Here is a 13,634-nt window from a genome sequence, read left to right on the forward strand (position 1 = left end):
GGAGAAACAGTGAAAAACCGAACCCAGAGCGTGAGCAGAAACAAAATAAAATCAGCGCTTATTCCATATGGCTTTATCTCCCCGGCATCGCTTACCATACTGCTGCTGGTGGTTTACCCCATTCTTTATGGAATCTATATCAGCTTTTTTGATACAAACCTGGTGAACAAATGGAAATTTGTAGGTCTTCATTATTATCTTCAGGCGCTGACAGATTCATCTTTTCTGCACAGCCTCTGGAAGACAATGGTATTTACCGTATCCGTAGTAGGCGGACACTTTATCTTAGGATTTATCTTCGCTTCCATTCTCAATCTGGATATCAAAGGACGCACCCTGTTTCGGGGAATTCTGATTCTTCCATGGCTTTTTCCTGATGTGGTGATTGCGTATCTTTTTAAATGGATACTGAATACACAGGGCGGCATCGTCAATGAACTGCTGATGCATTTTAACCTGATTTCCAATCCGGTGGGGTGGCTGAGCACATCTGCAACCGCATTTCCCTGCGTGATTCTGGTCAGTATCTGGAAAGGCTATCCGCTTGTTATGGTACAGGTGCTGGCTGGAATACAGACTATTTCTGCAGACATGTATGAGGCGGCCCAGATTGACGGGGCAAATGTTTGGCAGAAGTTCCGTTATATTACGATTCCGGCTTTAAAGCCGATTCTCACAACGATTTTGATTCTGGATACCGTATGGGTATTTAAGCAGTTTACATTGATCTGGCTGATGACCTCAGGCGGGCCGGGAAGTTCAACCATGGTTTCTGCAATTGAGATCTATAAAAATGCATTTTCTTATTTCAAATATGGCTTTGCATCGGCTCAGTCGGTTTATATCCTTGTTATCTGTTACCTGATCGGAGTAGTGTTTAGGAGGTTATTGCGCGATGACTAAAAAAGGCAAAAATAGAGCGGTTTTATCATTGAGTTATCTGGTTTTATGCGTGGGCTGTCTCTGCGTCCTGCTTCCACTGTCCTGGATGGTGATAACCTCTTTAAAATCCATGGCGGATATCACGCTTTCAAAGGGGCTGAAGCTGTTTCCCTCAGGGCCCACGCTGGAAAACTACGTGAATATATGGAAGGATTATCCCATTGCAGCTTACATAAAAAACAGTTTGATCGCCGTTGGCGGCTCAACCGTATTTGGAGTTGTGTGCGCGGCGCTGTGCGGTTACGGGCTGTCACGATATGATTTTAAGGGGAAAGCATTTTTACTCAGTTTTTTGCTGGTTACGCAGATGTTCCCGGCGGTGATGAAGATTATTCCTTACTATAAAATCCTTGTATCCCTTCATCTGAATAATACGAGAATTGGGCTTCTGGTGGTTTATGCATCGTTCAGCATTCCATTTTGTACCTGGATGATGTATGGCTATTTTAAAAGTATTCCGACCGGGCTGGACGAGGCGGCCAGGGTGGATGGGAGCAGCGCATTTCATACATTTTACAGAATTATCCTTCCAATCGCCCTGCCCGGAGTAGTTGCCACGGTTATCTATGCATTTTTGCAGAACTGGAATGAATACATGTTTGCTTCCGTGCTCATGTCCGCTGATGAAAAGAAAACCATTACCTACGCCATCAGCACCATGGCGGATGCATATAAGGTGCAGTGGAATTATCTGATGTGTGCGGCCATTATATCCAGTGTGCCGACGCTGTCCGTATTCGTGATAATGCAGAAATACCTGATTGCAGGCATGACGGCCGGCGCGGTTAAGGAATAATTATTAAACGACCAAATGGAGGAAATTATGAAGAGCAACAAATTCCACAATCCCGTTATTAAAGGCGGATACCCGGACCCATCCATATGCAGAGTGGGGGATACCTACTACATGGTGACGTCGTCATTTTCTTATTTCCCGGGACTTCCGGTGTTTAAAAGTCTTGACCTGATTCACTGGGAGCAAATCGGGAATGCGGTATCCAGGCCGGAGCAGCTGGATTTCAGGGACTGCGACAGTTCTGAGGGGCTGTGGGCGGCGACGATCCGATATGATAAGGGCACATTTTATATTGTAAATACTTTGGATGTCAACGGGCGTGCCAACCGGTATAATTTTATCCTTACGGCCAAAGATCCTGCCGGGGAATGGTCTGATGCTGTAATTATTGAAGGCGCGGACGGAATTGACCCCTCTCTGTATTTCGATGAAGAGGGAAAAATGTGGTACTGCGGCAATATGATACCCGATGACCCCAAATATCCGGCCCACAGGATGATCTATCTCTGTGAACTGGACCGGGAGACATTTCAGTTCATCGGCGAACGCCGCATTATTTATGACGGAAATGCGGATTTGAGTCAGTATATGGAAGGCCCTCACATCTATCGGATTGACGGAGTTTATTACCTTCTGACTGCTTGCGGAGGAACCCAGACCAACCACTGCGTCAATATCGCGCGAAGCGGCAGCCTGCTCGGCCCATACGAGCCGTGTCCCAGAAATCCTGTGGTCACAAACCGCAACCTGCGCCTGATTAACCAGCTGGGAGTGGCGGTCACAGGACACGGGGATTTGGTTCAGACCCAGAATGGGGAATGGTATATGGCCCTTTTAGGAATCCGCCCATATGAGCACGAAATTGAGGATTACGAGTGCTTCCAGCCGAGAAAATGGATTCGTACTCCGGACAGAAACAAAAATGCCCAATTCAATCTGGGCAGAGAAGTATTCCTCATCCCGATCGCCTGGGACTATGACGGCTGGCTTTTGGCGGATAATCACAATGGAATGGTAAATTTGGAAGAGCGCAAGCCGGATCTTCCCTCTTACCGCCCGCCTCTTCACAGCCGAGTTGATAATTTTGAGGAAGATAAACTGGACATGATCTGGTGCATGAGACGTCCTGTAAAAGAGCCTTTTTATTCATTAAAAGAGCGTCCGGGATATTTGAGAATGAAACTTCTGCCCGTTCCGGCCGAGGATGTACAGACCCCGGCTATGCTGGTAAGACGCCAGCAGCATTATAATTTTCAGGCGGCTATAGCCATGGAGTTTGAACCACGGAAAAACGGTGAAGAGGCCGGAATGATCGTGACCCAAAATGAACGGTTTTCATTGCTGCTGCTGAAGCGGATGACAGAGGGAAAAACTATAATTGGATGTTATAAAGTGGTTAACGGCGTTAGAAAATTGATCCGTTCTGTGGAAGCGGAAGCTGGCAGAGTTTATCTGTTTATAGAAGGTGGCGAAGGGGTTTATGACTTCTATTATGGCCGTAGCGAGAGACATATGGAGCCGCTGGCTTTGGGAGAGGATGGTTCTATACTCAGTACAGTGGTGGCTGATGGATTTATTGGCTCTTATCTGGGGATGTATGCTTCTTCCTGTGGGGAGGAATCGGATAATTTTGCGGATTTTGATTGGTTTAGATATGAGATAATTGAAGAGTAGACGGCGCAGAAAAGTGTTTTGGTTACAAGTGATGATGGAGTAAACGAAGAAGCAGTTGGCATTCCGGTGAGCTGCGCCCATACAGTATAATAAAGACAAATCGGAAAAGCCCCGAAAAATCAAGGGTTTGAGCGATTTGTCTTTATTCTTTTTCCACTTATTTTCAATCAAAAAAATTGCACTTCCCTAAAACACACTTAAACTACTTTAATGAAACGATTGAGTATTCGGGTGAAACTTCAAAAACATTCTTTACTTTTACGCCCAAACGAATTACAATAAGAGCACGAAAGTAAGGTGATACTATGACCAGCACAGAAACATTAAATAAGCTGCTTCAAGAAAATAATGGATATTTAAAAACGTCGGATGCGGTGGCCGCCGGAGTTTCGAGAACTGTTCTCGGAGATTTTGTGTGTAAATATGGGCTTGAACGTGTTGCCCACGGCTTATATATGTCCCAAGACGTTTGGGAAGATGGACTATATGTAATTCAGGTGCGCTATCCAAAAGCGGTATTCTCTCACGAAACAGCTCTTTACCTTCTGAATCTTGGCAGCCGTGAACCCTCGCCATTTTCTGTTACTTTGAAAACAGGCACAAACTCGGCAGGATTATCGAAGCAGGGTATCAAGGTTTATAAAGTAAAAGAGGAGCTTTTCGGGGAAGGTATTGTGGAAGTGCGCTCACCATCGGGTCACACAGTAAGGGCTTATAATGCCGAACGCACAATCTGCGATTTGTTTCGCAGCCGCCGGTATATTGAAATTCAAGATCTGCAAGAGGGAGTTAAAACATATATCCGTTTGAAGGAAAAGAATATCCCATTGCTTATGCGCTACGCTAAAGCCTTTTCAGTGGAGAAAACTGTTCGTCAGTATTTGGAGGTGCTTTTATAATGATACACACATCGCGCCAATTGAAAGCTCTTGTCCGCAACATCTCCAAAGGAGACAGTGGCAAGGCACAGGTTATCCTCCGCAATTATGTAATGGAGCGTTTTCTGGAACGACTTTCCCTCTCACAATACAGAAACATTATGATTTTAAAGGGTGGTACTCTGGTAGCCGCTATGGTTGGATTGGACAATCGTTCAACTATGGATATAGACGCCACGCTAAAAAATCTGCCGCTGAACGAAGATAGCGCAAGGAAGATTGTCGAGGAAATTACCGCAATACACATTGAGGACGGTATGATTTTTGAAATCAAAAGCGTGACGCCGATTATGGACGAGGCAGATTATCCCGGCATTCGTATTATGCTTGATACAGCTATTGAAACGATGCATACCCCGCTAAAAATCGACTTTTCCACCGGTGACGTAATAACACCGCGTGAAGTGTCCTATTCATTCCGGCTGCTGTTTGAGGAACGTACTATCTCCATTCTTGCGTATAATCTGGAAACGGTTCTGGCGGAAAAGTTAGAAACCCTTCTTGCCCGCGGCACAGCCAATACCAGAATGAGAGATTTTTACGATATTTATGTACTTACCAACACACAGGATCACAACATTGATAACGCCACACTCAAGGAGGCGTTTATCAACACCAGTGCGAAACGCGGCTCAATTGGGTTGTTGTCTGACGTACATTTGATTTTGAAGGAAGTAGCTGAAAGCACCGTACTGATCGACCGTTGGAAAAATTATCAACGCAAATTTGATTATGCCGCCGATGTACTGTGGGCTGACGTGATGGAATCGGTCAGCTGCTTAGTTGATATTGTGAAGTAAGGAAATGTATAAAATCAAGAAAGTAATTAAGGACATCTATATCGAATCCGATATGCGCTAATATTGTAGCAAGGTGTTATCATGAGCGGTTGTATCAAAATTCGTAATATTCAGTGCGCCCTCTAGTAAAAGAAAGAGAGGGCGTTGCCCATGAGCATAATGGAAGTTTTAACCTTATTGCTTGCTATATTTGCGGAATTTTCATACATAGACAACAAATACAATAAAAAATAGCATCCCACCGTTCAAAGTTAGATGCTATTTTTTGTTCCGTTTAGCTAAGCGCCTGGCGTCAAAATTCAACGACATCGGATTAGAGCTTTGTTATATCTACTGTATTTTGGCTAACCCCTATCTAAAACTGATGCCCCGGCTGTGTCATCGCCACCAAATCCAGCCCCTGCTTCAGCTGCTCCTCCGTCAAAAGCCCCGACTGCATCGCCAGTTCCCTCACCGATACCCCGGTAGCCAATGACTGCTTAGCGATCTCCGCCGCCTTTTTATACCCCACATACGGACATAAAGCGGTAGCCAGCCCAACGCTGGATTCCACCAGATCCTCGCACCGGTCGCGGTTGGCGGTAATTCCCAAAATACAGTTGTCAATCAACGTTTTCACCGCACCGGTCATGGTGTCGATGGATTCGAAAATATTATAGAATACAACCGGCTCAAATGCGTTCAGTTCCAGCTGTCCGGCTTCTGCTGCCAAAGTGATGGTCGTATCGTTGCCGATGACGTTAAATGCAACCTGGGTTACCACTTCCGGGATAACCGGATTGATCTTGCCCGGCATGATGGAAGAGCCATTTTGCTTAGGCGGCAGGTTGATCTCTCCGATTCCCGTCTTGGGGCCGCTGGAAAGGAGCCTTAAATCGTTGCAGATCTTGGATAAGTTCACCGCGCATGTTTTCAATACGCCGGAGGTGAACACGAAGCCGTCCAGATTCTGAGTGGCATCAAACAGATCCTCGGCCTGAACACAGTTGGTGCCGCATACCTGGTTCAGGTTTTTGATAATATGGAATAAGTAAATCGGATTGACGTTAATGGCGGTTCCAACCGCGGTCGCGCCGATATTAAGTACCCGCATCTCCGCCTCAACTTTGTATAAACGGTGGATATCGCGGCTGATAACTGCTGCGTATGCTTCGAACGACTGGCCTAAACGGATCGGAACCGCATCCTGAAGCTGCGTGCGCCCCATCTTTACCACATCGTCAAATTCTACTGCTTTATCTGTAAGCGCTTTGTGCAGGCGCTCTAATTCATTGATTAAACCCGGCATCAATTCCATAATGGTAAGTTTACCGGCGCTTGGGATCACATCGTTGGTGGATTGGGCCATATTCACATGGTCGTTGGGATGGACGATGGAATAATCGCCTTTTGTTCCCCCCAGAATCTCGATTGCGCGGTTGGCAATTACTTCGTTGGCATTCATATTAGCCGAAGTGCCGGCGCCGCCCTGAATAGCGTCTACGATAAACTGGCTGTGAAGCTTTCCTGAAATGATCTCGTCACAAGCTTCTACGATGGCATTGCCGATCTTTTCGTCCAGAACATGCGCTGCCATGTTGGTATAGGCGGCGGCCTTCTTAATTCTGGCTAAATTGTTGATGAATACAGGATGCAGCGGCCTTCCCGTGATGTTGAAATTGTGCTTTGCACGTAAGGTCTGTACGCCGAAATAGGCTTTGGCCGGAACTTCCATAGTGCCTATGGAATCTGCTTCTAATCTGGTTAACATAATACTTCTCCTTTGATTATTGTGTCATAACTGCTCAACCTTGAACCCTAAAATCAAGTTCTCACAGTTGGAGCATATCACTTTTGTGTTTGGAGGTAAATAGAGTTTATTATTTTTGACAATTATTAAGAATATTAATAAAAAACTTAATAAAATAAAGTTTTGGTATGTGTTTTATTTATAATATTAAGAAACCATCTACATCGACAATTATAGGATATAATGTTATACTACTAATATCTTTATAAGCAAGGAGAAACTGTTATGAAAAAAATGATATCCTGGAACGTAAATGGACTTCGTGCCTGCATGGGAAAAGGATTTATGGATTATTTTAATGAAGCACAGGCAGATATTTTTTGTCTGCAGGAAACAAAGCTCCAGGAAGGCCAGATTGACCTTGAACTGGAGGGATATCACCAATACTGGAATTATGCAGTAAAGAAAGGTTATTCTGGAACTGCATTATTTACAAAAGAGGAACCGGTCAGCGTGGCTTATGGGCTTGGGATCGAAGAGCATGACCAGGAAGGCCGAGTGATAACAGCTGAATTTCCGGAATATTACGTGATCACATGTTATACCCCTAACTCCCAGGACGGTTTAGCGCGCCTTCCTTACAGAAGAAAATGGAATGAAGATTTCTTAGCCTACTGCAAGAAACTGGAAGAAAAGAAACCGGTGATCTTTTGCGGTGATTTAAATGTGGCGCATAAAGAGATTGACCTTAAAAATCCTAAGACGAACCGGAAAAATGCCGGTTTCAGCGATGAAGAAAGAGAAGATTTTACGAAGGTGACTGAAGCTGGTTTTATCGATACCTTCCGTTATTTTTATCCGGACCAGGAAGGAATCTATTCCTGGTGGTCTTACCGTTTCAGCGCGAGAGCCAAGAACGCCGGGTGGCGCATTGATTATTTCTGCGCGTCCGAAAGTTTGAAGGACAGGCTTGTCAGCGCGTCCATCCATACGGAAGTTATGGGATCAGACCATTGTCCGGTAGAGTTGGTGATCTCATGAATTTAGTGACGATAGAACATTTGACGAAATCATATACAGAGCGCCTTTTATTCGACGATACCAGCTTCAGCATGAATGAAGGCGACAAGGTGGGGATCATCGGAATCAACGGAACCGGTAAGTCCACGCTGCTTAAAATTGTGGCGGGGCTGGAAGAGCCGGATGAAGGCACCGTGACCCGGAGCAGGAACCTGGATATCCGGTATCTGCCGCAGAATCCTGTATTTGAAGAGGAAGACACGGTGTTGGGAAGCATTTTGCGGGCAAACGAAGGCCATGAGCATGTGTGGGACATCGAAAGCCAGGCAAAGACCATGCTGACCAAACTTGGAATCTTCGATTTTGATAAAAAGGCGAAACTGCTTTCCGGCGGACAGAGAAAGCGCGTGGCGCTGGCAGGAGTGCTTTTATCAAAGGCCGATCTATTGATCCTGGACGAGCCTACCAACCATTTGGACAGCAGCATGGCGGAATGGCTGGAAGATTACCTGAAAAGCTTTAAGGGAGCGCTTCTCATGATCACACATGACAGGTATTTTCTGGACAGCGTGACCAACCGGATTGTGGAACTTGATAAAGGAAAATTATATAATTACCAGACCGGATACGAGGGATATATAGAATTAAAGGCGGAGCGCCTGGATATGGAGCAGGCCTCTGAGAGAAAGCGCCAGTCCATATTGAGGGTGGAACTGGAGTGGATGCAGAGAGGCGCCAGAGCCCGTTCCACCAAGCAGAAAGGCCATATTCAGAGATATGAAGCGCTTCGGGACCAGAAAGGGCCTGAGGCGGATAAAGAGGTGGAGCTGGATTCTGTATACAGCCGCCTGGGGCGTACAACCGTAGAGGTAAATGATCTGTGCAAAGCATATGGCGACAAGGTCTTGATAAAAGACTTCACATACATTTTCCTTAAAAATGACAGGATTGGAATCATCGGACCTAACGGCAGCGGAAAATCCACGCTGATGAAGATGATTGCAGGATGGGTGGAGCCGGATTCGGGAACCATCGATATCGGCCAGACCGTGAAGATGGGATATTTTTCCCAGGAAAATGAAGCCATGGACGAGTCCATGAAAGTGATCGATTATATTAAGGATGCCGGAGAATACGTAAAAACAAAGGATGGAAGCATCAGCGCATCTCAGATGCTGGAACGGTTTTTATTCCCGTCCAGCGTTCAGTATACGGTGATATCCAAATTATCGGGCGGAGAGAAGCGCAGGCTGTATCTGCTTCGGATTCTGATGGAAGCTCCTAACGTGCTTTTGCTGGATGAGCCCACCAATGACCTGGATATCCGGACGCTTACCATATTAGAAGATTATCTGGACAGCTTTGCCGGAATCGTTATCACGGTTTCCCATGACCGCTATTTTCAGGACCGGGTGGTGCAGAGAATCTTTGCATTTGAAGGCGACGGACGGGTGGTGCAGTATGAAGGCGGATTTACCGATTATCAGGCCACATGCGAACAGAAACAATTGGAAAGCCAGCCTGTGACACAGACGGATAAAAAAGAGAAAAAATCAGAGAATACATGGAAAGAGCGCGATAAAAAACTAAAGTTTTCTTATAAAGAACAGCGGGAATGGGACACCATAGAGGAGGACATTGCCGGGCTTGAACAGGAGATAGAAGAGCTGGATCACCAGATTGAAGAATCTGCCAGCGATTACAGCAAACTGAACGAGCTGATGGAGAAAAAAGGGCAAAAAGAAGCGCTTCTGGATGAAAAGATGGAGCGCTGGATATATCTGAACGAACTGGCTGAGAAGATTGCCAATCAGGGATAGTGAGGAGATGTGAGTTAGTATGGAAGAATATAAGGTGGTTGCAGATGATAACAGAATATTTCCAATGGGACTCACGGTTACAGAAGGAGGAATCCACGTATCTGCCGAGGCTTCCGGAGACGACTGCAGCCTGGTATTGTTTCGGGAAGGACAGGAGGAACCTGATCTGCTGATCCCATTTCCAGAAGAAGGACGTATGGGAGACGTCTGGAGCATGGACATAAGCGGAATTGATATGAAGGGCCGTCTCTATTGTTTCCAATCGGCCGGAGCCCTGTTTCCCGATCCCTATGGCAGGTCCTTTGTGGGTAGAGAGACATGGGGCGATCTGGAAAATGCCGGTAAACTTTTGAAGAGCCGGGCAGAGGAAGAGAATTTTGATTGGGAAGGGGATACAACGTTACAGATTCCTTATGAAGATATGGTGATGTACCGGATTCATGTGCGTGGATTTACCCGCCATCCATCCTCCAAAACTCACGATAAAGGCACGTTCCGGGCGGTTTTGGATAAGATTCCATATCTGAAGGAACTGGGAATCACAACCCTGGAAGTGATGCCGGTCAATGAATTCGACGAGATCATGATGCCTCCGTCCGTTGTGGGAAATCCTTACGGAATGGATCAGCCCACGGGAAAGCTTAATTACTGGGGCTATGCGCCGGGATTTTATTTTGCAGTGAAGGCGTCCTATGCATCGGGGCGGGAAAAGAGCCCTGAATGGGAGTTCAGAATGCTGGTGAAAGAACTTCACAAAGCGGGGATCGAGATCATACCGGAATTGTATTTTTCCGGCGCCGAAAGCCCTGTATTTGTGATGGATGTGGTGCGGTATTGGATTCAGGAATTTCATGTGGACGGAATTCATTTGGTTGGATTTGCACCCACGGGACTTTTGGGAAATGATCCATATCTGAGCAGGACAAAGCTGATGTCAACCACATGGGACGGGATTTCCGGCGGGAGAACAAAACATCTTGCGGAATATAACGACGGTTTTCTTGTGGATATGAGGCGGCTGTTAAAAGGGGACGAGGATCAGATGAACAATCTGATATTCCGCACCAAACGCAATCCCAAAGATCATGGCGTGATCAATTACATTGCCAATACCAACGGATTTACCATGATGGACATGGTTTCTTATGATATGAAGCACAATGAGGCCAACGGCGAGAACAACCAGGACGGCAATTCCTATAATTACAGCTGGAACTGCGGCATCGAAGGCCCGACCAGAAGAAAGAAACTTCTGGATTTGAGGAAAAAACAGATTCGTAATGCGGTTTTACTGGTCATGCTGAGCCAGGGAACCCCGCTGCTTCTGTCGGGAGACGAATTTGGCAATACAAAGAACGGAAATAACAACACCTATTGCCAGGATAATGAGACGTCCTGGCTGAACTGGAACCAGTTGAGAACAAACCGGGATTTATTCGAGTTTGTAAAGGCCGCAATCGCATTCAGGAAAAAGCATCCCGTTTTTCATATGGCAAAAGAGCCGATGGTGATGGATTATCTGTCCTGCGGACATCCGGACGTGTCCTATCACGGAGTAAAAGCCTGGTGCCCGGAATTTGAGAATTTCCGCCGCCAGATGGGAATCATGTACTGCGGGCTGTATGCGCAGAAAGAGGACGGAAAACCGGACGACTATTTCTTCGTCGCCTATAATATGCACTGGGAGCCCCATGAATTTGCGCTCCCCAATCTGCCGAAAAAGATGAAATGGCGGATTGCGCTGAATACGGATGCCAAGGAAGTAAATGGGGTATATGAGGAAGGCTTGGAAGTGCCGGCTGAGAATCAGAAACAGATTATGGTGGAAGCAAGGACGATTGTGGTCTTTATCGGAAAGGCGTGACAGAATTGTATTTTAACCTGTGGAATCGAAACATAAAAGGGTGAACCGGAGAGAATGGCGGCGTTTTGGAGACGCGGCTTGGCTGCAGCCAAACCGCATCCCCGGATCACGCCATCCTTCCAGGTTCACCCTTTTTCACTGCTTTTATCGGGAGTAAGGGAAATAATAATTAAGGCTGTATCAATAACGTTATCAGCTTTCCGGATAAATCAAGTGATCGTCGTCAATCTGATAAAGGACTTCGTTTAAGAACTTATTGGCCAAGTAATTTGCCATAGGGAGGTTCATATCCAGATAGTTTCCGCAGTCTTTGGCAGCGGCACCAGGCACCTCGTCTTTGAAATCCCGGATAAATTCAAACAGTTCAATCATGAGTGGAATGATTTCACGGGACTGGTAATCTCCGGTCATCAGAAGGTAAAAACCGGTGCGGCATCCCATCGGTCCAAAATACAGGATGCGTTCTTTCCATTGCGGGTGATTTCTTAAAAACGTAGCGGCCAGATGCTCAATGGTATGCATCTCCGCCGTATTCATAACCGGCTCAAAATTCGGCCTGGTCATGCGGATGTCAAAGGTGGTGATGGCAGCATAGCCCGCCTGGTCTTTTCTCGATACGTAAACGCCCGGAAGCAGATTCAAATGATTGATTGTAAAACTAGTTATCTTTTCCACAGTACATAATCTCCTTTTGCAAATATCTCTACCCAGTATATCGAATACGGGGAAATAAAGCAAGGGGAGATAATGGAAGGGAGCCGGCGCTGACATAAGACGTCGTGCTGACAGCCATGGAATAGTAAAATATAATTCACCACAAACAGTTAAAGGAGGATAAGCGGAATGTCACTGGAAAACAGAGAGATCAGATGGGCGGTTCTGGGCACGGGAGTGATTGCCAATGAGATGGCGCAGGCGCTTAAAAGCGGGGGAAGAAGCGTGTATGCGGTAGGAAACAGAACCCATGAAAAAGCGGTTGAATTTGCCAAAAAATACGGAATCGGGAAGGTTTATGATGATTTTCATGAGATGTTTACCGACGAAGATGTGGACGTAATCTATCTGACCACACCTCATAATACCCACATCGATTTCATGATTCAGGCGCTTTCCAATGGAAAGCATGTGATGTGTGAAAAGTCGATCACATTAAACAGTGAGGAATTGAAACGGGCGGTGGATCTGGCGCGTGAGAAGGGGCTTGTGCTGGCGGAAGCCATGACCATCTATCATATGCCCCTCTATAAGAAACTGCGTGAGATCGTGGATTCCGGCAGGCTGGGGCCGGTGAGGATGATCCAGCTGAACTTCGGAAGCTTTAAGGAATATGATATGACAAACCGCTTCTTTAACAAGGATTTGGCGGGCGGAGCTCTGCTGGATATCGGCGTTTATGCCATCTCTTTAGCCAGATATTTTATGACCTCCAAGCCGGATCAGGTGCTGTCACAGGTGAAGTATGCGCCCAGCGGGGCGGACGAGCAGTCCGGCATTCTGATGATGAACGGCCAGGGAGAGATGGCCGTTATTTCTCTGACTCTTCACGCAAAGCAGCCGAAACGGGTGGTCATTGCATGTGAATACGCATATATTGAAATCATGGAATATCCGCGGGCGGAAAGCGCTGTGATCGTCCACACCCAGACCGGAGAGCGGGAAGTCATTGAGGCCGGAAGTCACGATATGGCTCTTAAATATGAGCTGGAAGATATGGAAGCGGCCATCCGTTCCGGCAGCACCATGTTCCTGCCGTATTCCATTGACGTGATGGACATCATGACAGGGATCAGAAAAGAATGGGGAATGTATTATGACTCGGAACGGGGGAGTGAACAGTAACGGAGCAGTGAACAATAGGGAGCTGTTAATAAAGCGTTAAAGGATGAGGGGAGCGATTGACAAAGGGAACCCGGCATTTTATAATTTAGTAAATGAATATTTTAACTGGTGTCTGCATAGATACCACGCAGTTAAGAGGGAGTAGTTTTAATGCATTGTCAACATACGCGGCTGATTATAGTCTGGCGGTGCATACCTATCGGGTTACGAGA

At 46.3% G+C, this 13,634-nt stretch carries 11 protein-coding genes; 9 read left to right on the forward strand and 2 right to left on the reverse strand.

Features of this window, described 5'->3' with window-relative positions; translation table 11 throughout:
• Positions 1–9: 9 nt before the first annotated feature.
• The 5 genes from C0033_RS11260 (at position 10) to C0033_RS11280 (ending at position 5,150) form a co-directional block, all read left to right on the forward strand.
• Positions 10–903 carry a sugar ABC transporter permease gene (locus tag C0033_RS11260; protein WP_242984479.1) on the forward strand — a complete coding sequence of 298 codons (894 nt, stop codon included), beginning with the start codon at positions 10–12 and terminating at the stop codon, positions 901–903.
• Positions 896–1,738, forward strand: a complete 843-nt coding sequence (locus C0033_RS11265) for a carbohydrate ABC transporter permease (protein WP_103227976.1) — start codon at positions 896–898, stop codon at positions 1,736–1,738. The genes C0033_RS11260 and C0033_RS11265 overlap by 8 nt, the downstream gene beginning before the upstream one ends.
• 27 nt (positions 1,739–1,765) lie before the next feature.
• Complete coding sequence (locus C0033_RS11270) at positions 1,766–3,412, forward strand: glycoside hydrolase family 43 protein (protein WP_103227977.1); 1,647 nt, start codon at positions 1,766–1,768, stop codon at positions 3,410–3,412.
• A 305-nt stretch (positions 3,413–3,717) separates the two neighbouring features.
• Positions 3,718–4,311: an abortive phage infection protein gene (locus C0033_RS11275; protein ID WP_103227978.1), complete on the forward strand. Its 594-nt coding sequence runs from the start codon at positions 3,718–3,720 to the stop codon at positions 4,309–4,311.
• On the forward strand, positions 4,311–5,150 hold the full coding sequence (locus C0033_RS11280; RefSeq protein WP_103227979.1) for a nucleotidyl transferase AbiEii/AbiGii toxin family protein: 840 nt from the start codon (positions 4,311–4,313) through the stop codon (positions 5,148–5,150). Before C0033_RS11275 ends, C0033_RS11280 begins: the two co-directional genes overlap by 1 nt.
• A gap of 355 nt (positions 5,151–5,505) precedes the next feature.
• Here the strand turns inward: C0033_RS11280 and C0033_RS11285 are convergent, their stop codons facing one another.
• Positions 5,506–6,900: an aspartate ammonia-lyase gene (locus C0033_RS11285; RefSeq protein ID WP_103227980.1), complete on the reverse strand. Its 1,395-nt coding sequence runs from the start codon at positions 6,898–6,900 to the stop codon at positions 5,506–5,508.
• 264 nt (positions 6,901–7,164) lie between these two features.
• On the opposite strand from C0033_RS11285, the gene xth reads away from it, so the two are divergent.
• Genes xth through C0033_RS11300 form a run of 3 tightly spaced genes read left to right on the forward strand, consistent with a single transcriptional unit; the run spans position 7,165 to position 11,583 of the window.
• Positions 7,165–7,920 carry an exodeoxyribonuclease III gene (gene xth / locus C0033_RS11290; RefSeq protein WP_103227981.1) on the forward strand — a complete coding sequence of 252 codons (756 nt, stop codon included), beginning with the start codon at positions 7,165–7,167 and terminating at the stop codon, positions 7,918–7,920.
• Positions 7,917–9,719: a ribosomal protection-like ABC-F family protein gene (gene abc-f / locus C0033_RS11295; RefSeq protein WP_103227982.1), complete on the forward strand. Its 1,803-nt coding sequence runs from the start codon at positions 7,917–7,919 to the stop codon at positions 9,717–9,719. The genes xth and abc-f overlap by 4 nt, the downstream gene beginning before the upstream one ends.
• A 19-nt stretch (positions 9,720–9,738) precedes the next feature.
• Positions 9,739–11,583, forward strand: a complete 1,845-nt coding sequence (locus C0033_RS11300) for an alpha amylase C-terminal domain-containing protein (RefSeq protein WP_103227983.1) — start codon at positions 9,739–9,741, stop codon at positions 11,581–11,583.
• A 192-nt stretch (positions 11,584–11,775) separates the two neighbouring features.
• Here the strand turns inward: C0033_RS11300 and C0033_RS11305 are convergent, their stop codons facing one another.
• Positions 11,776–12,258, reverse strand: a complete 483-nt coding sequence (locus tag C0033_RS11305; protein ID WP_103227984.1) for an S-ribosylhomocysteine lyase — start codon at positions 12,256–12,258, stop codon at positions 11,776–11,778.
• A 168-nt stretch (positions 12,259–12,426) separates the two neighbouring features.
• Between C0033_RS11305 and C0033_RS11310 the strand changes: the two genes are divergently transcribed.
• The gene (locus tag C0033_RS11310; RefSeq protein WP_103227985.1) at positions 12,427–13,422 is read left to right on the forward strand and encodes a Gfo/Idh/MocA family oxidoreductase; all 996 of its coding nucleotides are present in this window, start codon (positions 12,427–12,429) and stop codon (positions 13,420–13,422) included.
• Positions 13,423–13,634 lie beyond the last annotated feature (212 nt).

The organism is Clostridium sp. chh4-2 (assembly GCF_002899675.1).
Taxonomy (GTDB): Bacteria; Bacillota; Clostridia; order Lachnospirales; family Lachnospiraceae; genus CHH4-2.